The sequence below is a fragment of the Candidatus Syntrophosphaera sp. genome (assembly GCA_019429425.1).
Lineage (GTDB): Bacteria > Cloacimonadota > Cloacimonadia > Cloacimonadales > Cloacimonadaceae > Syntrophosphaera.
This window is the reverse complement of sequence record JAHYIU010000027.1, coordinates 1-19,561: the sequence shown is the minus strand read 5'-3', so window position 1 is coordinate 19,561 and position 19,561 is coordinate 1. Positions and strand designations below refer to the sequence as shown.

Genomic DNA, 19,561 nt, shown 5'->3' with positions numbered 1-19,561 from the left:
GTTAATATTACAGATCAGTGCGGATGTTCTCTCCGTCCACAGTCGTCCTGGCCAGTTCCTTGAGCTTGAGTTTCTGCTTCAGCCGGGCGATGGTGCCAAGCCTGTCGATGAACAGGATCCCGTCCAGATGGTCGATCTCGTGCTGGATCACGACAGCGGGATAGCCGGAAAGCTCCATCCTTTGCCGCTCTCCCTGCAGGTCAGTATAAGAAACCGTGATCACGGAGGGTCGCACGACATAGGCGAAAATGCCCGGCAGGCTGATGCAGCCTTCCTCCGTCTCGGTCTCGCCGCTATTGGCCTCGATCACGGGATTGATCATCACGACCGGCTCCCTGGCCATGCCGTCCCTGCTCCAATGGGGATCGACAGCGATCACGCGGATGCTGGACCCCACCTGCGGAGCCGCCAAACCAACCCCGTCACGCTTGTACATCGTGTGGACGAGGTCGGCGGCAAATTCCCGCAGTTCTTCATTTATTCGGGAAACCTCCTCCGCCTTGAGGCGCAGGACATTGTCCCCATAAATGCGGACCGGAAGGAGCCTGGGCTCTGGGGACATCAGGACTGGTCGCTGGGTTGCGTGAGCAGGTTGGCGATGGCTCCGCGCTGGAATTCCACGCGCACCTTGTTGGTTTCGTCGATCTCGAGCACGACGATGTTTTTGTCCGGCTTGATCGAGACGATGCGTCCGTAGATGCCGGAGCTGGTGATGACCTTGTCGTTCACCTGAAGGCTGTCCAGCATCTTCTGCAGTTCTTTCTGCTTCTTCTGTTGGGGCATGATCATCAGGAAATAGAGCAGGGCGAACATGATGATGATGGGCAGGAAAGTGGTCAATCCTCCGCCTCCGGTTCCGCCACCCGCGGGTTGTTGGGCCATGAGCAGTGTATGTAGCATTTGTTTCTCCTATAGGCCAAAGAATTTTGGCACGATTCTGATTAGTATTTGTAACAATAAATTGGCGTAAAGCCCGGCGACAAGGTCATCCACGACCACGCCCCAGCCTTTGGGAAGTCTCTGCGAGATGTTGACCGGGAAAGGCTTGGCAATGTCGAAAGCCCGGAACAGGACAAAGGCATAAACCGCCAGCAGCAATGATCTGGGCAGCATAAAGACAGCCAGAAAATAGCCGCAGACCTCGTCGATGACGATCTGGGGCGCGTCGTGGCCCAGCTTTGGTTCGGCCAGACCGCTCAGCCAAATTGATATCGCTGTCAATAGTATAAGCCCGGGCAGGAAAAAATGCCAGCCCGCCATGCCAACCACGGCTTCAGGCAACAGCAGATAGATCCCGACAGCTACCAAAGTGCCAAAGGTCCCGGGGGCAAAAGGAATGAAGCCCACCCCGAACACGGAGGCCAAAAAGGTGGCCGGGGTCATCTTCTTTTCGGGCATCAGCGCACGATCTCCACGAAGGCGTCCTCTATCAGTTTGGCGATCCATGCGTCATAGGCCTGCACCTGCTTCTGACGCAGGAGATAGCTGTTCAGATTGTCTTTGACTTCATCGAAGGTGAAGACCCGGGGCGGGATTTCGCGGGTCTTGACAAAGAGATAGAGCATGCCCTCGTTTTCCAGGACGGGCGTCATTTCGCCCACTGCCAGCGGAACAATGTGCTGGGCAAAGAGATCGGGAAATTCTGTGGCAGCCATCTCGCCGATGATGCCTCCGTTTTTTTCCACCTCGGGATCGCTCGAATGGCGGCGGGCCAAAACCTCGAACTCCTCTTCTCCGCTGCTGTAGAGGGCGCGGACATTTTCCATGGTCCGGCGCGCGGCCAAGCTGTCCTCAGATGTGGGATTGAGGATCTTCAGGATGTGCCGGGCCCGGACGTCATTGGCGCGTTTTTCCTCCACCTTGATCAGGTGGTAGCCGAATTCCGTGCGCACCACATCCGAAATTTCCCCGATGTTGAGGGAAAAAGCAGCTTCTTCAAAGGGTTTGACCATCATGCCCAGGCCAAAGAAACCCAGGTCACCGCCGCGTTCCTTGCTGGGGCAATCGCTGAACTGACTGGCCAGGGCGGCAAAATCCTCACCCAGGTTCAGACGCCTCTGGAGGTCCCGGATCTCTTCCAGTGCGGCGTCTTCAGTGTCTTTGCTGGGCTTGATCTCCTGCATGATCAGCCCCATTTCCCAGGTGGTGGGTTTGACAGCCAGGGTGTCCTTGGTTGCGGTGTAAAATTCCAGCATTTCAGCTTCCGACACCGAGACCTGGGAACTAACGTAGTTCTCCACAAGTTTTTCGGACATGGCGTTTTCCGTGATCTGGCCTTCGTAGAATGCCAAAAGTTCCCTTTCGGTCATGCCTTCCGCGGCCAGGTCGTTCAGGAAGGCCTCTTCCGAAGGATAATTGGCTTTGATCTGTTGAAGATAGCGTTCGGCGTATTGCCTGACCTTGGTTTGGTCGATCTTGATGTCCAGTTCTCTGGCTTTCTGGCTGATGACCTTCTGTTCGATGAGTTGCTGCAGGATCGCCTCGGGACTGAACCTTTCCACCTCAACCCCAGAGCTGCGCATCTGTTGCATGTGCTTGTAGACGTCGCTCATCAGGATTATTTCCGAACCCACTTTGGCGACGATGCGGTCGACCAATTCCGCCGCCAGGCCGGCCAAAGCCAATCCCAGCAGCACTATCAGTATAAATCTTTTCATTTTATGTCCTTGGTTTTTTCCTCTTTGAGGGGGTTTGCGCGGAGCTTGTCAGTCCGCGGGCGCCTTTAGTAGTAATAGATGGCGCTGGTCCTTATCTTTAATTCGCGCACGAGGTCCTCGTAGGCCTGTTTCTGCTTGTCCCGCAGAAGGATGGCCCTGATCTCGTTGCGGTATTCGCTGAAGTTGGCATCCTGGTTTCCCTCGCGTTGGTTGGTATGGCGCAGGATGTAGGTCATTCCGGCGATGTTGGCGATGCCCGGTTCATTCTGCTTCAATTCATGGGCGGCCCGCCAGAAGAGGGAATCCTCTCCCGCGGCTGTCACAAAGCCCATCCTGCCCAGGTTTTGCTTCAGGCCTTCCTGGGATTGCTCGAGCACGGCCGTGTTGAAATTGTATCCTTCTCTGATCCGCCGCAGCAAGATCTCCGGCGTGGCAGGATCGGGGCAGAGGATCCTCTGGACCTCATATTCCATCAGTTTACTCTGAAAATCGTTGCGGTGGAGGCGATAGTAATTGAACATCTCCTCTTCGCCTATGTTGATGTTGGCCAGGCGTTTGGAGATCAGCGCGTTCGCTTTGATCTTCTTGGTGGCATAATCTATACGCTGGCGTACGGCCAATTCCTCCGCCAAATTTTGCTCTTCGGCTTCCTGGGCCAGGAGGGTGACGTTCACCCAATCTTCGATCTCCTGCTTTTTCTGCTCAGGACTGAGCCGTTCCCACTGCTCGTCGGAGAAGGTGGAGCGAAACTGTTCCTGGTAGAGGACCTCACCATTCACCTCTGCCAGAGGCGTGAGCTGGCTTGAATCCTTTTTCCACTTGTCGCAGCCCGGCATTAGCAGGGCCAAGGCCAACAGAATCGACAACAGGTACTTATGCATGATCTTTACAGGAAGGGCGGGGTGTAGGTGACCCGCAGCTTGGGTTTTTTATCTGCCGGTGCGTCCGTGAAATGCCAGAGCTCCAGCCAGCCAAAGTTCCTCAATTCCTGCATGGAACGCACCACAACGCCCCAAGGCGCGCTGTCTCCGGAACTGTAGGCCTGGATCAGAGGGGTTATGTTCACCACCACGCTATCGGCTCTCAGCACAGCCAAAGTTGTCAGCCCGGTGGCCAACTGTGCATCCTCGATCACCACGGGAACGCTGATATCCAGGGAATCCCTGACTTTGTCGCCACGCAGCTGATAGGGCGTCGAGGCGCTGTAATAGTGGCTTTCCTTCACATAAAACACCAGCTCCGCCAGGTTGATCGTAGCCCGTTTGCGCTGTTCCTCGCTCAGCACCGGCCCCAATTCACCTTCATCTTCCGGCATGCCCCGGAAATTGTCGTAATCCATCACGAAATTGAGATATATCCTGGATGGCATGGTGTTTGAGATCACCCAGCTGTCTGCCAGAAGAGGCGCTGCGTCACCCACTATGCGATAGCTGTCCCGGGTCGTCCTTTGCTGGTATTCGCTGTCTGCGGCGTCCGCGGCATCGTCGTTGTTGCGATATTTGAAGACCAACCTGGGCCCTTTTCCGGATTCCGCGGCATCGATCTCCACATAGGAACCGGCGCTGGTTTTGACCGCCAAAGTGATCCCCAGGGTATCGCTGGGTGACCTCCAGTTCTCCAGTTCCGCCGGAGGAATGGGTATCTTGACTATCGTACCTTGAGTGGATACGGTGTCTGGAACTGGGAAAGCCTCTAAGGTTATTTGAGTCAGGTTGGCGTCCAGGATCAGTGACGTGCTGTCCGCGGCCCAGCTTTGGTCGAGCTTGTAGACCTGAAGGTCGATGGATCCTTCGTCCAGCGGTGAACGCTTGAGCAGGGAAAGTTCCAGATAGGTGGAATCCTGATAGCCGCCCGGAATGTAAAAATCTCCCTCTGCAGGAAGAGCGGTGAAGCGCATGAAGGATACAACTTCGGTCCCGCCGTAGTTTCCGCAAAGAAGATAGGGCTCGCTTCCCAAAACCGATCCGCTGCCGGGAAAACTGAATCCGGCATAGAATGATGAATCGTCCGTATAGGTCAGGGGACGCACATCAGACCAGTTGTTCCCCGTGGGGTTTTTTTTCTGGATGCATCCAGACAAAACCAAGGCTGATACAAGCCCAAGGGCGATCATCAGGATTGGACTGAACTTTCTTATGGAAGTCATATTTAATATACCTGTTAAAGAGAATTTCTTAAATTAGTCGTATTAGTAGGCACTGTGGATAAGTGGATTTCCGGTCAACCTTTTTTTTAAACCACTGTCCTGCCGAGGACAAAGAAAGCCCACCGCTGTGGATAACTTGTGGATAAGGCCAGGTCCTTTTTGCTGCTTATGCACAGCGCTCAAAAAAGTTAAGTTTGGCAGGCACTTATCCACACTTATCCACATATGTCCATCCACCTCTGTGCACAGTATTTTTTTCCGTCTGGGAACAGATATGGAATTAAAGCCGAAGATCTGGCCTTCAGCCTGAAGGATGCTTGCTTTCACAGGATGGGATGTTCCTCGCGCGGCTTGGGGTATGACTTTCAGTGTTCAGCCCTTGATATTCTTGATCAATTGATCTATGTGGGCGCGAAACTCCAGATTTTCCCGGAACTGGTTTTCGATCATCTTCTTGGCGTGCAGGACTGTGGTGTGGTCCTTGCGCTTGTAATATTCCGCGATCTCTTTCAGGGAAAGCTGGGGAATCAGGAAATTGGCCAGATACATCGCCACCTGGCGGGGAAAGGAAATGTTTTGCCTGCGGGTCTTGTCCACAATCTGCGGCAGGGTGATCCCGTAGAAGTTGCAGACCTGCTGGGTGATGTTGTCCAGGGTATATTCCTTGCGTGATTCGGAGATCATGTCGCTGAGGATGTCGCGCACGGTTGGGATGTCCAGGTCCAGGGGACTGATCTTTTCGACCGAGGCATAGGCCAGGATGCGGATCAGCGAGCCTTCGAGGGCCCTCACGCTGGAGGAGATGGATTCGGCGATGAAGGAAAAGATCTCGTCGCTGAGTTCAACGTTCTCCGGCTCGGCTTTCTTGCGCAGGATGGCCACACGGGTCTCAAAATCCGGATTTTTCAGGTCGCAAAGCAGCCCGCTCTCAAACCGGGTCACCAACCTTTTCTCCAGGTCCGGGATGTCCTTGGGCGGCCGGTCTGAGGTCAAAACGATCTGTTTGCGGTTGTCGAAGAGGGCGTTGAAGGTGTGGAAAAACTCCTCCTGCGTCCCTTCCTTGCGGGACAGGAAGTGCACGTCGTCCACCAGCAGCAGGTCCACCTTGCGGTATTTGGCCCTGAAATCCGGCATCTTGTTGCCCCGGATCGATTCGATCATCTCATTGGTGAATTCCTCGCTCGTGGTATAGAAGATGGAGCAGTTGCGCCCCTCTTTGGAGACGAAATTTCCCACCGCCTGCATCAAATGGGTCTTGCCCATCCCGCTTTCTCCGTAGATAAAAAGCGGATTGTAGGTGTAGCCTGGGGATTCCGCCACCGCCTTGGCCGCGGAATAGGCAAAGTTGTTGTTGCGGCCCACCACGAACTGCTCAAAGCAAAAACGGTCGTTCAGCCTCGTGTTCAGCATCACCCGGTTTCCTGAATAGTCCGACGGCTCGCTTTTGCCGTTGTTCACAACGTGAGGCGGGGAGATGAACTTGACGGCGTAGCGCTGCTTGTAGAGGGAATAAGATATCTCAGCCAGGGTTTCGGTGTAATTCTGATTGAGATAATTGGCCGAAAACTGCGTCGGCACCTTGATAACCAGCGTGTCGTCCAGAATGTCCACCAACTTCGTGTCCGAAAACCATGTTCTGAAGCTCTGATGGTTGATGTTCTCCTCGAGTTTGTCCAAAATGTTCTGCCAAATGTCCTGGTCCATAGTCTCTATCCTATTGAAAAAAATTATCTTATCCACAAAGTGCGGCGAAAGCCTCTGCTGGTTTGACCGCGTTTTGTATGTTCTTGCCTGAAAGCAAATTAACTCTGATCTCAAACTGCCTTGGCCGGCATTGCTCTAAAAGTTATCCACATGTTGTCCACATTCTGCGCTGGGTTTTTTCTAAAAGCTTTTATAAGTTGAATCTAAGCTTCTGAGCCGGATTCTTCAGCCAAGGCATCCCTATAATTTGGGCGCGCCTTCTTTTGTCAAGCAGCGATATCGTTTAACTTATTATCAATCGAGGGTTTCACAATCGTTAAGCCCTTTCTTTATTTTGCCTTTGAGCTTGTCCTGCCTCTTTTTCAAAAGTTCCCTTGTTCCGCCGCAATTGATTGTAATGGTGTGGCTTGGGGATTGCAAAAATTTCTTTTTGCGGCTTCCGGCACCCAAGAGTGGACATCGATCCCAAAGAACCTTTCAGATATGGCTTTTCCGCCCTTTTTCCCCCTTTTGCCCAGCTCACCTGCCTCTCATATGCCTCCCGCTGAGCAACCGCCAGCCGGGCGAGTGGCCGGCGGGTGGCTGACAGGCAATGAACGAGCCAGGCAAAAGCGGGAAACACCCGGCAAAAAACCCCGCCAGGCGGACGGGGTTTGAACCAAGAAACGGGATTAACGCTAATCTGCCAGCGGGATTGGCGCCGCGCTTAGCGAACCTAATAAAGCAAGGCCCCGCCTGGATGCCGGACGCAGGGGTCCGGGGGATCCGAGTTCCTCCGTGGTCGCGGTCACCCGGTAAAAACTCATGGGTTCCACCGCGGCTTCCGGATCGGTGAATTCGCTGTCGGTGAGGTCCGGGCCGATGCGGTTGAGGATGTTTTCCGGCTCGTTGCCCCGGTAAACCTGATAGAAAGAGGCGTCGGGAACGTCGGCCCAATCGAGCAAAACGTCATTGCCATCCAGGCTGATGGCAAGTTCCTGAGGAGGCCAGAAAGCGTGGCTTTGCGCCGTGGCCCGGATCATCCAGTCCATGTTGTCTTCGGGCGCTGCGTTGTACCAGGAGTTTCCGGAGCCGGTCCAGGAAACCAGCCAGCCGGAATGAGGCGGATCCCGGTCCACTGCCAGGCCGGGAGAGTTGGGATAATCCGCCAGCGTGGTGAAGGCGACGAAGAATCTGCCGTTCACGACAACCCCGGCATCCGGGATGGCGTAGCTGTTCCAGGCGCCGCGGACGCAGCTTGCCTCCTGGTAGAAAAGTTGGGTTCCCGGCGCGCCCGTGCCATCGTCCGCGAAGACCGCCATGCCGATCATGTCGCTGCCGGGAGAAGGCCAGGTTTCAGGCCAGATGTAGAAATGCAGGTCTGTGACCAACATAGGCGCGAGGGGAGGGTCAAACTGGTTGGCGAAGTAGATGCCGCTGGAATTGGGGGCCCAGGCCCCTTCGGCGCTTCCGTCGTCATAGCTGAGTGTGGCGGGCAAATTGACCACCCGCTGTTCCAGATAGGTCTCATTGTTGGCAGGATCCATGTCACCGGCCAATTCTGCCCTGAGGGTCACGACATACTCTCCCGGAACTTGGTAAATATATGAGGGAAAGCTGCTTATGTGCGCTGTTTCATCCGGGTCCAGGCTGGAGACGTACTGGGTGTTGCTATAAACGACGCTGCTGCTGAGACCCTCCGCCAGGCTGATCTCGAGGGTGACTGGGATGTCTGTTTCAATCTCCCCGCCGCTGTTTCTGATGTCAGCCTCATAAGCCGCTTCCGTTCCCGGCAGCAGGAACATTTCGCCGTTGAACCAGATTTGTTCCGCGCTTGCGTCATGGAAAGGGGCGTCATACTCCACGCTGGCGGAGAAGAAGAATTCCCCCGCGTAGCCCACCCAGCCTGTTTCGGTTCCCTCTGTGAAATAGCGGTAGCTGTGGGCCGGAGCGTCAGTTTGGTTGAGTTTGGGCCCGGCCCAGACCGATCCCGGATCCCCGTTGGGAACAGAAAAGGCCAGAAAGATCTCCTCATCCGCGGCAAAGGAGAGTCCCAAGGCCGAGAGGTCGAAATAGTTCCAATCCTGCCAGACGATGTCCCCGAAGTCCTTGCTGACGCTGGCCACAAGCAGCGAAGCCTCCGGAAGTTCGCCCTCCGCGAGGGAGTAAACGTCAAGCTGGATGCCTGAAACAGCCCCGCCGTAGGCATGGCAGTAGACATCAAATCCGTTCAGGAGCGAGACCGGATGCTGGAGGCTGAATCTGGTGCCCAGGGCCGTGTAGGTGCCGCTGGACGAGGTTCTGGGGCATTGGGTGAAATAGACGGGCTGGCCGCTATCGTAATAGGATATCTGGGCGCCGTACCTATCCTGCGCCAAAAGAAGCGATGCCGCCAGCAAAAAAAATAAGACCGATACTGCCTTGCTCATAGCCTGACTCCTATCCTGTCAATCTTTGATTTCATCAAAAACAGATATCTTGTTTACTGTCAAGTCCTTTCTCGGCCTGGCAATGGAAAAAAATCAACAGCAGCCGGCAAAGCGCGTTAAAAGCCGGATCGCTATGGATAAGTGGTTGAAAGAATATTGGTTACACGGAGATGATATTTCTCCGCGAACTGGGATTGAGGCTGGGGCAAAGCTGGAAAACGTGCTTGTCTGCGGTTTGAATTTTCTGTTGGTTGCAGGCTGGCGGTCCTGATCAGGTGTGATGGGGCAAGAGTAGAGAATATTTTGCTTGACAAAGAATGAATAAGCAAAGATGATAAATCCTCAGCTAAATTTACCCATGAAAATGTGGAGGAAGTTATGCTTAACTTCATCAATCTGGCGTTAAAGTGCCCCCAATGCGGACAGCAACTTCTGGACGAAGCGAAACTCATCGACAACGTCCCTTCCATCAAGATCTTCATCCGCATGGGCGACAAAGAGGGCTACATCTGGCTTTCTTCGATCTACGGCAGCTACAACCTGGAATCCAGCTTCGAGATCCTCAAGGACGAGGTCGCCGTTTTCAAATGCCCCCATTGCCTGGAAGAGCTAACATCCTGCGAGCTTTGCTCTGAATGCCAGGCCCCTCTGGTGGATTTTCACCTCATCGAGGGAGGCAAGGTTTCGATCTGCTCCAGGGCCGGCTGCAAAAAGCATTCCATTGAGTTTGAGGATATCGCCACGGCCATGAACCACTTTTACAACGAGTTCGACATGCAAAAATTCACGCCCTACGAGGCGATGGCGGCCAAGCATATCTCGGTGAAGAAAAAGAGCAGCAGCAAGGAGATCATCGAATCCGGCACCTTCCTCAATTCCTATTGCCCGCACTGCCGCATGAATCTGATCCATGAGGGGATGATCATCTTCAAGATCGAAAAGGACGAAGGCGAGCCCGGCATCCTGTACTTGAGCCCTTATCTGAACGTGTTCAAGCACGCCACGACGATCCAGGTGCCGGAAAAGATGCCTGTGAAGGACATCAAATGCATTTTCTGCGACCACAGCCTGGTTATTACTGAGGAAATCTGCCCCAAATGCGGTTCCCGGGTGGCCAAGATCCATGTCAGCGCCCTTAAAAAGCTGGTCGACTTCAAGTTTTGCACCCGCAAGGGCTGCACCTGGCACGGGATCAGCGACGAGGACCTGGGCTACGTGATGCTGGAAGACAGCAAGGATTGGTAGATGTTTGAGGTAACCAGGCACGAGGAGATGGCGAAGGGCTCGATCATCCGGCTGGATCTGAACGCGCCCCAGATCGCCCAGAAAGCCAAACCCGGCCAGTTCGTGATCATCCGGGCCAATGAGTACGGCGAACGCATTCCCCTCACCATTGCAGACGCGGACGCCTATTCCGGCATCATCACCCTGATCTTCCAGATCGTAGGCAAATCCACCGCCCTGCTCCGCGCCTACAAAGCAGGGGATTACATCAAGGACGTCCTTGGGCCTCTGGGCAAGCCCGTGGAGGTGGAAAAAGTGGGAACTGCCGTTGTGGTGGGCGGCGGGACCGGGATCGCCATCCTGCACCACGTCACCAAGGCGGTCAAAGCGGCCGGGAACAACATCATCGGCATCCTGGGCGCCCGCAGCAAGGAATACATCATCATGGAAGACGAGATGCGCGAGCTTTGCGATGAGATGGTGATCACCACCGATGACGGCTCCTACGGCATCCAGGGCTTTGTGACCACAGCCTTGCAAAAGTATCTGGACGAGCGCTTCGATATCAATCTGGTCTACGCGATCGGCCCGATCATCATGATGAAGAACGTCTGCAACCTCACCAAAAAATACAACATCAAAACCATGGTCAGCCTCAACCCCATCATGGTGGACGGCACCGGAATGTGCGGAGGCTGCAGGGTAACGGTGGGCGGCAAAACCAGCTTCTGCTGCTGCGACGGGCCGGATTTTGACGGACACCAGGTGGATTTCGACGAGCTTGAGAAACGCAACAACATGTACCTGAAGAAAGAAAAAGACGCCCTGCTCTTTTCCATCCGCTGATGAGGGGAGGCTGCCATGCTCGATTATGAAGTGAAATACCTCAAATTCAAGACCTACCTGAACACCTACTGCCCCCATTGCAACAAGTCTTTCAACGTGAAGGAAAAGGACCACGACGTCCTCATCTACAAAGGCATTTTGCACGGCCGGGAGATGGAGGTCAAGCTCAGCCCCTATCTGGACGTGTTTGAGGTGGAAACCTCCATTCCCCTGGAAAAGGACGCTGTGCTCGATGACCTGCTCTGCCCTTCCTGCAACCAAAGCCTGGTCGATCCCGAGACCAGATGCGGGGAATGCGGCAGCAAGGTCGGGAAAATCACCATCTCGGCCTATTCAAAGCTGCTGCCTTTCTTTGTCTGCCTGAAATACGGCTGCGAATGGCACGGCCTCACCAAGGCGGACGAACGCCACATCAAACTCAAGATCCCGCGCCAGGAAATGCCGGAACAGGACCAGGTCATGCGGGTCCACAACTTCCTGGAAGTGCCCTACGGACTCACCACCGAACTGGCCCAGCTCGAGGCGGGAAGGTGTCTCCAATGCACCAAACCCAAGTGCGTTGAAGGCTGTCCCGTGAATGTGGACATCCCGGAGATGATCAGAAAGATCCGGGATGAGGATTATGAAGGCGCCGCCCGTGTGGTGAAGGAAAGGAACGTGCTTCCGGCTGTTTGCGGCCGGGTTTGCCCGCAGGAGGACCAATGTGAGGCCAAATGCGTCCTCGGCTTGCGGGATTCTCCAGTGGCGATCGGCAATCTGGAGCGTTTTGTGGCGGACTGGACCATGAAGATGGAGAATGCCAAACAGCCTTTGCCTCCCAAGCGGCTGAACAAAAAGATCGCCGTAGTCGGCTCCGGGCCTGGAGGGATAACGGTAGCGGCTGATCTTGCCCAATTGGGCTATTCCGTGACGATCTATGAGGCACTGCACGAGCCCGGGGGCGTTTTGGTCTATGGCATCCCGGAATTCCGGCTGCCCAAGGCCATCGTCCATCATGAGATCGACTACCTCCGCAAATTCGGGGTCAAGATCGAATTGAACAGCCTGATCGGGGCGCTCTACACCATCGACGACCTGCTGGAAACGCATGACGCCATCTATATCGGCACTGGCGCCGGATTGCCCAAGTTCATGAACATTCCCGGGGAAAACCTCTGCAACATCTATTCCGCCAATGAGTACCTCACCCGCATCAACCTGATGAAGGCCTACCGCTTTCCGGAGTATGACACACCCATGCCGGAAGGCAAAAACGTGGTGGTGCTCGGAGGCGGCAACGTGGCCATGGATTGTGCCAGAAACGCCCTGCGCTGTGGCTCTGGCAACGTCACGATCGTTTATCGCCGCTCCCGCAAAGAACTGCCCGCCCGTGAGGAAGAGGTCCGCCATGCCATGGAAGAAGGAGTGGCCTTCCGCCTGCTCACCAATCCCATCGGCTTCATCGGCAACGACGTCAATTGGGTCAAGGCCATGGAGTGCATCAAGATGGAACTGGGCCAGCCGGACGAATCGGGACGCCGTTTTCCCACTCCGATAAAGGATTCGAACTTCGTGATGGAGACCGATCTGGTCATCGTGGCCATCGGCGCAGGGCCCAATCCCCTGCTCTTCAAGACCGCGCCGGGCCTCAAACGCAACAAATGGGGCTATATCGAGGTTAACGAGGAAACCATGGAAACCTCCATTCCCAACGTCTTTGCCGGAGGCGATATCGTCACCGGCTCCGCGACCGTAATTTCCGCCATGGGGGCCGGCAGGATCGCCGCCAACGCGATCCACAAAAAGCTTTCATCCTGAAACATTCGCGCAGGGTTGCTGCCCTCGGAGCGGCTTTGTTCCAGGCATTGATGCCAACACGGAATAACTTTGCCCGGCAGAACATTTCCGCTCCGGCAACAAAAATTTTCTTGACAAGCCGATTTTCCTCTCTGAAGCTGCGTTTCATGACAAGGAGAACTGATCCATGCCCAAATACATCACCCTGGTCCTGGCCGCCATGCTCCTGATCTCTGGCTGCCGGGCCGAAACCCCCAAGCCCGATAAGGAACAACCCGAAGCCACAGACAGCGGCTCAGCGGTCTTTTTCACCAAGAGGATCACCCCCGAGGCGGTGCGTGAGATCTATTCATATTTGGAAAACAAACCCAGCGGCAAGATCGCCATCAAGGTGCATTTTGGCGAGGAGGGAAACCGCAATTTCCTGCCGGCGAGCCTGATCGAAGGCTTGTGCGGAGACCTGAATGCAACCCTGGTGGAAACCAATGTGCTCTACGGCGGAACGCGCGGCAAAACGGATTCCCACATCGCCCTGGCGCGCAGGCACGGCTTCACTTTCGCGCCCATCGACATCCTGGATGCAAGCGGTAATTTGGCCTACGATTGCGAACTGCCCCATTTCAGCAAGGTCTATACAGGCAGCCACTTTGAGGACTACGACGGCTACCTCATCTTCTCCCATTTCAAGGGCCACGGCCAGGCGGGCTTTGGCGGCGCCATCAAAAATATCTCCATGGGCCTGGCCAGCAAGGAGGGAAAGCGCTTTCTGCACCGCGGAAACTATCCAGTCTACGATCAAAGCAAGTGCATCGATTGCGGCCTCTGCGTGCGGGCCTGCCCGGAAAGCGCCATCACGCTGGACCCGGTAAATATCGACCACCTGGACTGCACGGCATGCGGAAAATGCATCGCCACCTGCCCAGTGGGGGTTTTCCAGACCCCGCCGCGCGGCCAGGACGGTTTTCTGGAACGCTTGGTGGAATACACCAAGGTGCTCACGGAGAAAAAGCCGATGGTCTACATCAACGTTCTGGCCAACATCAGCTCCGTCTGCGACTGCTTTTCCAACGCGCCACGGCCCTTTTTGCCGGATATCGGGATCCTGGCCTCCACCGACCTCGTCGCCATCGAAAAAGCCAGCCACGACCTGGTTGACAAGGCCCACAACTGCGACGACGCTTTCCTGAAGGAGATCTCAGTCTCGGGAAAGCGCCAGATATCCTATGCCGCGGAACTGGGTTTGGGGAGCACGGAATACCGCCTCATCGACATTGATAGGTAAACAATCCTGCTCTAAGCCAGGGGCCTGTAAAACAGCAGCTTCTGCTCGCCGGGAAATTCCTGATAGGCGTCGGCGATCGCCTGGCGCAGTTCGCAGCCTTGCTTCAGATAGAAGCGGACGGCGGCGCTGTTGTTGTTTTGGGTTTCGACCTTAAGTTCCCTGCAGCCGCGTTTCCGGGCCCAGTCCAGAGCGGTTTTTTCCGGATCAGGAATTCACCCCTGGCTTCAGGAGAAGGGCTGATTTCCAGGGTCGAGCGAGCTTCAAAAGCGATGGAAATCTCGGCCAGTACAGCGATCCGGGTGATGGGAACTTCGACTATCTGCATCGGACGACCAGCTTTAGAAGAGTCTATTTTCCTATGCTTTGACCTTCGCGGCCAGTTTCTCCAGATAGACCGATCTCATCTGCTGGCTGGCCAGGGCCTGTTTGAGCGGAGGCAGTTTCAGGATAACGCCCAGGATCGCAGCCAGCCCGAGTTTCCAGATCCGGGCTGCATCCCTGGCGGTAAATGGTTTGATGGGCAGTTGTGCCACCAGTTCGGCTTCCCTTTTGCTAAAGAGGATCGCGAGGATCCGATACAGGGTTTCGGAAGGCGGAGCGCCCTGGGGAAAGCGGTTCAGGCGTTCCTGAAGCTGCTGGTAGGCGGATCTGGCGGTGTGATGCGACATCTGTGCTCCGTTGGAAATATATTCTTCTAATTTAAATCTATGCCGCCTGGCGGGAAAGCCAAAGGGAAACTGGTCTTGATTATTTTCCCGACCTCGGCGCAAAAAAATAAGAGAGTAAACCCCTTTTTGAAAATAGTCTAGAGTATCCGAAAAACCCCTCCCAAACTAACTTACAGACCACACCACCTCCACCATGCCAGCAGTTTTGTGGAAATATTTCCACAATTTAGGGGGTCTGTGAAGCCCCATCAATAAAGGGTCTGTGGGACCCATGCAGCGGAAACCCTGTCCAGATAAAGCTAAAAACTGGCAAAGAATTATCTTGACATAGGTCACACAATTCCTAATTTATTGACACAGACCCAAAGAGATAGACCTAAGTAGAAAAAGAGACCCAAAGCAAATAAGGAGGAACAATGAAAAACATTGTCAAAATTGCTCTGTTGATGTCTGTTGCACTGGTCCTGCTGGCAGCTTGCGATTCCAAGCTGACCATGCTGGATACGAGGGGCAACGACATCGCCAAGGAAGGGGGAGCTGGCCAATACTACAATATCTGGGTTGGCCAGAACATCGGTGGGACCGTCTGGGTCCACAATGACCCCAATTACCTGTATCTGGAGTATACCTTGTATGAGCCCTGGCTCATCACTGAAAGCAAGGTCCACGTCGCAGCCAATTACGCGGGCATCCCCAAAAACAAGCAGGGAGTCCCCATCCCCGGTATGTTCACCTATCACCAGCCGGTTGATCCGCCCTCGGCGACCTATATCCATGCCATACCCATGACCTGGGGTTGCGGGCAGCCGATGGTCATCGCGGCCCATCTGGACATTTCGCAGTTCGTAGACGACACACTTGTCCCAACCGAGACCGGCTGGGGCGGAGACACTCCCGGTGGTAGCAACCGCTGGTGGTACTATATCGAGTATGTCTGGGAATGTTACGGGACTGGCACGGAAACAGCCTGGGCACGGATGTATGATTATGAAGATCCGCTGTTCGAGTACCAACCCGGCCACGGAGGCGGCAACTGGGCGACCTTCGTGATGCTCGATTCTGATGCGTTTCCCCAAACCTTCCCCATCTATGCCGGCCAATACATCGATGTGGGCACCGCGGACGTTTGGGTGGAGGATGGAGACATCAAGATCGACATCAACCTGGACGATCCCTATTTCGTGGATGAGCACCATGTGCAACTCTATGCCAATCCGCCCAGCGGCAATCCCGCGCCAGGCCTGTTCTTAGTGAAGGGCGGGGCTATCGATGACGATTACGTGATTTCCTATCCTTGGAACGGAAGGGATAACTACATGGGCCTGCATCTGGTCGTGGGAGGCTTTCCCATCTCACCGGACAAGTGAATCTGAACTTGTAAATCCTGAAACCGCCGGACTCACTTCCGGCGGTTTTTTCGTCCTTGGCCCGGGAACAGGTATTTCTGCCCAATAGCCTAGGCTATTCCCAATTCATTGACCATCAACATCTTGCCTGATTGATCCATCCTTGCCCCTCAGATGGCTCCCCTTATCATTACGGTGTCAATACGGACTCAATACGGACTAAGTCCGTAATGAGTCCGTATTGATAGCGTATTGATAGGGAGGGCGAAGGTGGAAAATTTCGCCCCGGGCAGGCTGGGATGGAGCGCCACGCTGGAGTCGAGCCCGCCCTTAATCACCGATTCCGCTGAAGACCAGGCAGGGAAGAAATGTGGCGGGCATGGACTCCAGCAAAACCGATCATCCGAGGTGGAGTCCGGAGGACGGCAGTGCATTAGCACGGTATGGAGCGCAGCGGAATGCCGTGACTACGGCGGTATGATCCCAATGATTAAATATCCCCACCCCCACCCCCATTGGCGGGACGCCGTCCCGCCAATGGGGGTGGGGGTGGGGTAGGAAAAACAATCATTTTATCCGCCACTATCACGGCATTCCGCTCCCTGTCCCGCAAACTCGCTGCGCTCTTTTGCGGTCCCGCGTCGCTCCATACCGTGCTAATGCACTGCCGTCCTCCGGACTGGCTCCGTGATCGATTACCTACTCATCCCCCGGTGTCACGGCATTCCGCTCCCTGTCCCGCAAACTCGCTTCGCTCCTTTGCGGTTCTGTGTCGCTCCATACCGTGCTAATGCACTGCCGTCCTCCGGACTGGCTCCGTGATCGATTACCTACTCATCCCCCGGTGTCACGGCATTCCGCTCCCTGTCCCGCAAACTCGCTGCGCTCTTTTGCGGTCCCGCGTCGCTTCATACCGTGCTAATGCACTGCCGTCCTCCGGACTGGTTCCGTGATCGATTACCTACTCATCCCTTGGTGTCACGGCATTCCGCTCCCTGTCCCGCGAACTCGCTGCGCTCTTTTGCGGTCCCGCGTCGCTTCATACCGTGCTAATGCACTGCCGTCCTCCGGACTAAACAAGATCTTTGGAGACCTGATATCCACCTTAGGTGTGGTTGACGCCGCTCTGCCATGTAACGGTGATCCTGGAGTCCATGCGGGCCGAAATCAGCTCTTGTTCCTAATAAATGAAGCTCCAGACCGGCCCGCTCGACTCCAGGAGCGACTGTCCTTGTATCCCGAATGAATACCTGTAACCCATCAGGCTGAAGTCCATATTGTATTATCCCTTTGATCCTGCATCCCTGATCCATTCACAAAGGCAAAAAAAACCCGGGCGTAACCCGGGCCTGTATGAACTTGGGGTTTTGGTTTAGAGTTTTTTCATCATGTAGAAGACCTGGAGGCCTGCTCCGATGGTCAGTTTGCTTTGTTCGTTGTCGCCGGAGCCATCACCGCCGTAGGAGCCGAAGCCCATGTCATATTTGGCGCCGAGGTCGAGGAACACGTTCCTGGCGATGGGCAGAAGGTATCCGGCCTTGACGTTCAGGAAGGTGGCAGACACGCTAAAATCTTCGCCGAAGTATTCATCGCTTTCGGATTGGTACATTATGCCAGCGCCGGCATAGATGTTGCCAAAGAAATATCTGGCGCCCGCGCCGATGCCGAAGGCCGACCAATCGTCGTTATCCATCTGATATGCCAGGTTAAGGTCCAAGGCCAGGTTGTCAATGATGAGGTAGCCAACCTGAGGGTTGATCGTCAGCAGGGTGGAAGCATCCGCGTCGGAATTGTATTTGTAGGAAGTATAGGAAATGGTTCCGCCGGGATTGATCGTTCCCTTCGGGAAAGCGAACGCGGCCGTCACGGCCATGATCACGATTAGTATCAGTAGTCCTTTTTTCATTTTAAAAACCTCCTGGTTTTTTCTTACAAAATAACGCGATAGCCGCGGAGAGCCAAACAAAAAATGTTGGGGGCCTTTTCCGGGGTACTGGCTGTTTTCCGGTCTCTCATTGCAATTAATTGAACGGCAGCGCTTTGTGGTTAAGATAATATCCTATCTGATTGGTCTGATATTTTTGCTATCCATCGCCGAATAAGGACGGATCAAACCTGGCGTCAAAAAAAGGGCGCGCGGCAGAACCACGCGCCCCCGGCCCTACATCAGTCCAAGCCTTATCTCGTTCTTTCGAAAGGATGGAGGTGCCTGGGGCTGTGGTATTCATCCCCGCCCCGGACCAGGTTCAGAGGATAGGCGGACAGGTGCACGAGTTCTGTTTCCCAGAAGAGGGCCGATCCGATCAGCGCTTCGCCTTCGAGGCGCAGGTCTTCGCCCAGCCCGACGCTGCGGAAGCCGGATACGCTGCCCTCCTGGACGCGCTTGAAAAGCTGCTCCAGCCTGGCTTCAGGGCATTCAGACCGGGGCAGGTTGCGGCCCGCCACGTCGATGGCGTAGCTGCGGATGATCTTGGCATGGATGTCTTTCCAGACAGCGGGATCGCCCACGAAATCGAGCCCGGAAAAATGGCCACCGATCTCCGCGAGGATCCCGCACTGCCCCTCCAGCAGTGGGAATGAGGCGCAAAGTTCGTCCAGGTCTTTCCCACGCCCCAGATAGACGTCCTCCATCGCCGCCGTGCTGGAGCGGATCCCATGCTCCGCCTGCATTTCGTCGATCCCGTCCCAGACCCTGCTCTGGTTGGAGCGGAATTCGCCCCGCTCCTTGAGGTTGAGGCTCACATCCGCCATCTTGCTGCATTTTAGCTGGTGGGAGAGCACGTTGCCGGATTCCTCAAAATGGCTCGACCTGTAGCTCCATCTGCCTGCCTCGGTGCAGCTTACCGGGATGACCAGCTCGCTTTCCCCGGCCACCAGGACGCTGGCGTTGAGCACCCTGTTCTGTTTGGCGCCGCGCAATTCCTCGCCATCCAAGAGCAGGACCGGGATTTTGCCGCGGTTCAGCACTTTCAGGTTCGGCACGCTGCCGCCTTCGCTGACCTCGGAGATCTCGATCGCTCCTTGCTTTAGCGCCTCGCGCAGTGAGATGTATTGCCTCTGGGGCGCGGTCTTGCGGAACACGGGAAGGATTGCCAGACCACCCGTCGCCTGGCTTTCGCGGGCGAAAAAGCCGCTCAAATTGTCACTCAGTGTCTGTTTCATGGTGTTACCTCCATCGGTAGTCGATTTATTGTAGCCTTCCTTTATCTGCTTAATGGGCAAAAATGGGCTGGGTCTGACAGATATTTTTCAAGGCATACCCCCAAAAAAGTGGCATGCTAATGTTATAATCACTTACCTTAAAACGTATAACCTATACATTATGTCCATCGGTTGAATGATTTGGGTCATGTGCGAAAATACATTCCAAGACACGTTGAGGGCTTGAGGCATTGTTTGGCATTACTTTTTGATTTTAAGCTCACAGAAGCGAGATTTCGAAGTCGCCGAATGCAAAAAGATGGACAAAAATGTGGTCTAACAAATTGATAAGAAATATCTTTA

The 19,561-nt window shown here is 54.9% G+C and carries 17 protein-coding genes and 1 pseudogene; 5 read left to right on the top strand and 13 right to left on the bottom strand.

Annotated elements, in window-relative coordinates:
- Positions 1 to 7: 7 nt before the first annotated feature.
- From def to K0B87_04315, 9 genes are all read right to left on the bottom strand, one after another.
- Positions 8 to 562, bottom strand: a complete 555-nt coding sequence (gene def, locus K0B87_04355; protein ID MBW6513972.1) for a peptide deformylase — start codon at positions 560 to 562, stop codon at positions 8 to 10.
- Positions 562 to 900: a preprotein translocase subunit YajC gene (yajC, locus tag K0B87_04350; GenBank protein MBW6513971.1), complete on the bottom strand. Its 339-nt coding sequence runs from the start codon at positions 898 to 900 to the stop codon at positions 562 to 564. The genes def and yajC overlap by 1 nt, the downstream gene beginning before the upstream one ends.
- A gap of 9 nt (positions 901 to 909) precedes the next feature.
- Positions 910 to 1,398, bottom strand: coding sequence for a phosphatidylglycerophosphatase A (locus K0B87_04345; GenBank protein MBW6513970.1), 489 nt, complete (start codon positions 1,396 to 1,398; stop codon positions 910 to 912).
- The gene (locus tag K0B87_04340; protein ID MBW6513969.1) at positions 1,398 to 2,657 is read right to left on the bottom strand and encodes a peptidylprolyl isomerase; all 1,260 of its coding nucleotides are present in this window, start codon (positions 2,655 to 2,657) and stop codon (positions 1,398 to 1,400) included. The genes K0B87_04345 and K0B87_04340 overlap by 1 nt, the downstream gene beginning before the upstream one ends.
- A gap of 65 nt (positions 2,658 to 2,722) precedes the next feature.
- Positions 2,723 to 3,538 carry a hypothetical protein gene (locus K0B87_04335; GenBank protein MBW6513968.1) on the bottom strand — a complete coding sequence of 272 codons (816 nt, stop codon included), beginning with the start codon at positions 3,536 to 3,538 and terminating at the stop codon, positions 2,723 to 2,725.
- A 5-nt stretch (positions 3,539 to 3,543) separates the two neighbouring features.
- A complete protein-coding gene (locus tag K0B87_04330) occupies positions 3,544 to 4,737 on the bottom strand; it encodes a hypothetical protein (protein MBW6513967.1) in 1,194 nt (397 codons plus the stop codon).
- Positions 4,738 to 5,175: 438 nt separating this feature from the next.
- Positions 5,176 to 6,507, bottom strand: a complete 1,332-nt coding sequence (dnaA, locus tag K0B87_04325) for a chromosomal replication initiator protein DnaA (GenBank protein MBW6513966.1) — start codon at positions 6,505 to 6,507, stop codon at positions 5,176 to 5,178.
- A 316-nt stretch (positions 6,508 to 6,823) separates the two neighbouring features.
- Positions 6,824 to 7,030: a hypothetical protein gene (locus K0B87_04320; protein MBW6513965.1), complete on the bottom strand. Its 207-nt coding sequence runs from the start codon at positions 7,028 to 7,030 to the stop codon at positions 6,824 to 6,826.
- Positions 7,031 to 7,184: 154 nt separating this feature from the next.
- Positions 7,185 to 8,915 (bottom strand): hypothetical protein, encoded by a 1,731-nt coding sequence (locus K0B87_04315; protein ID MBW6513964.1) that lies wholly within the window; start codon positions 8,913 to 8,915, stop codon positions 7,185 to 7,187.
- A gap of 378 nt (positions 8,916 to 9,293) precedes the next feature.
- Between K0B87_04315 and K0B87_04310 the strand changes: the two genes are divergently transcribed.
- The 4 genes from K0B87_04310 (at position 9,294) to K0B87_04295 (ending at position 14,043) form a co-directional block, all read left to right on the top strand.
- Entirely contained in the window at positions 9,294 to 10,160 is an 867-nt protein-coding gene (locus K0B87_04310; protein MBW6513963.1) for a hypothetical protein, read from the top strand.
- Positions 10,161 to 10,985, top strand: a complete 825-nt coding sequence (locus K0B87_04305; protein ID MBW6513962.1) for a sulfide/dihydroorotate dehydrogenase-like FAD/NAD-binding protein — start codon at positions 10,161 to 10,163, stop codon at positions 10,983 to 10,985.
- A 438-nt stretch (positions 10,986 to 11,423) separates the two neighbouring features.
- The gene (gene gltA, locus K0B87_04300; GenBank protein MBW6513961.1) at positions 11,424 to 12,782 is read left to right on the top strand and encodes an NADPH-dependent glutamate synthase; all 1,359 of its coding nucleotides are present in this window, start codon (positions 11,424 to 11,426) and stop codon (positions 12,780 to 12,782) included.
- A gap of 166 nt (positions 12,783 to 12,948) precedes the next feature.
- Entirely contained in the window at positions 12,949 to 14,043 is a 1,095-nt protein-coding gene (locus K0B87_04295; GenBank protein MBW6513960.1) for a DUF362 domain-containing protein, read from the top strand.
- 11 nt (positions 14,044 to 14,054) lie between these two features.
- Here the strand turns inward: K0B87_04295 and K0B87_04290 are convergent, their stop codons facing one another.
- Together K0B87_04290 and K0B87_04285 are read right to left on the bottom strand one after the other, a co-directional pair.
- Entirely contained in the window at positions 14,055 to 14,255 is a 201-nt protein-coding gene (locus K0B87_04290) for a GNAT family N-acetyltransferase (protein MBW6513959.1), read from the bottom strand.
- A 267-nt stretch (positions 14,256 to 14,522) separates the two neighbouring features.
- A pseudogene (locus K0B87_04285) lies at positions 14,523 to 14,711 on the bottom strand ((Fe-S)-binding protein).
- 416 nt (positions 14,712 to 15,127) lie between these two features.
- Here K0B87_04285 and K0B87_04280 point away from each other — a divergent pair.
- Positions 15,128 to 16,078, top strand: a complete 951-nt coding sequence (locus K0B87_04280) for a hypothetical protein (protein MBW6513958.1) — start codon at positions 15,128 to 15,130, stop codon at positions 16,076 to 16,078.
- Positions 16,079 to 17,429: 1,351 nt separating this feature from the next.
- Here the strand turns inward: K0B87_04280 and K0B87_04275 are convergent.
- Positions 17,430 to 17,963 (bottom strand): outer membrane beta-barrel protein, encoded by a 534-nt coding sequence (locus tag K0B87_04275; protein ID MBW6513957.1) that lies wholly within the window; start codon positions 17,961 to 17,963, stop codon positions 17,430 to 17,432.
- A 272-nt stretch (positions 17,964 to 18,235) separates the two neighbouring features.
- A complete protein-coding gene (locus K0B87_04270) occupies positions 18,236 to 19,219 on the bottom strand; it encodes a hypothetical protein (GenBank protein ID MBW6513956.1) in 984 nt (327 codons plus the stop codon).
- Positions 19,220 to 19,561: the final 342 nt, after the last annotated feature.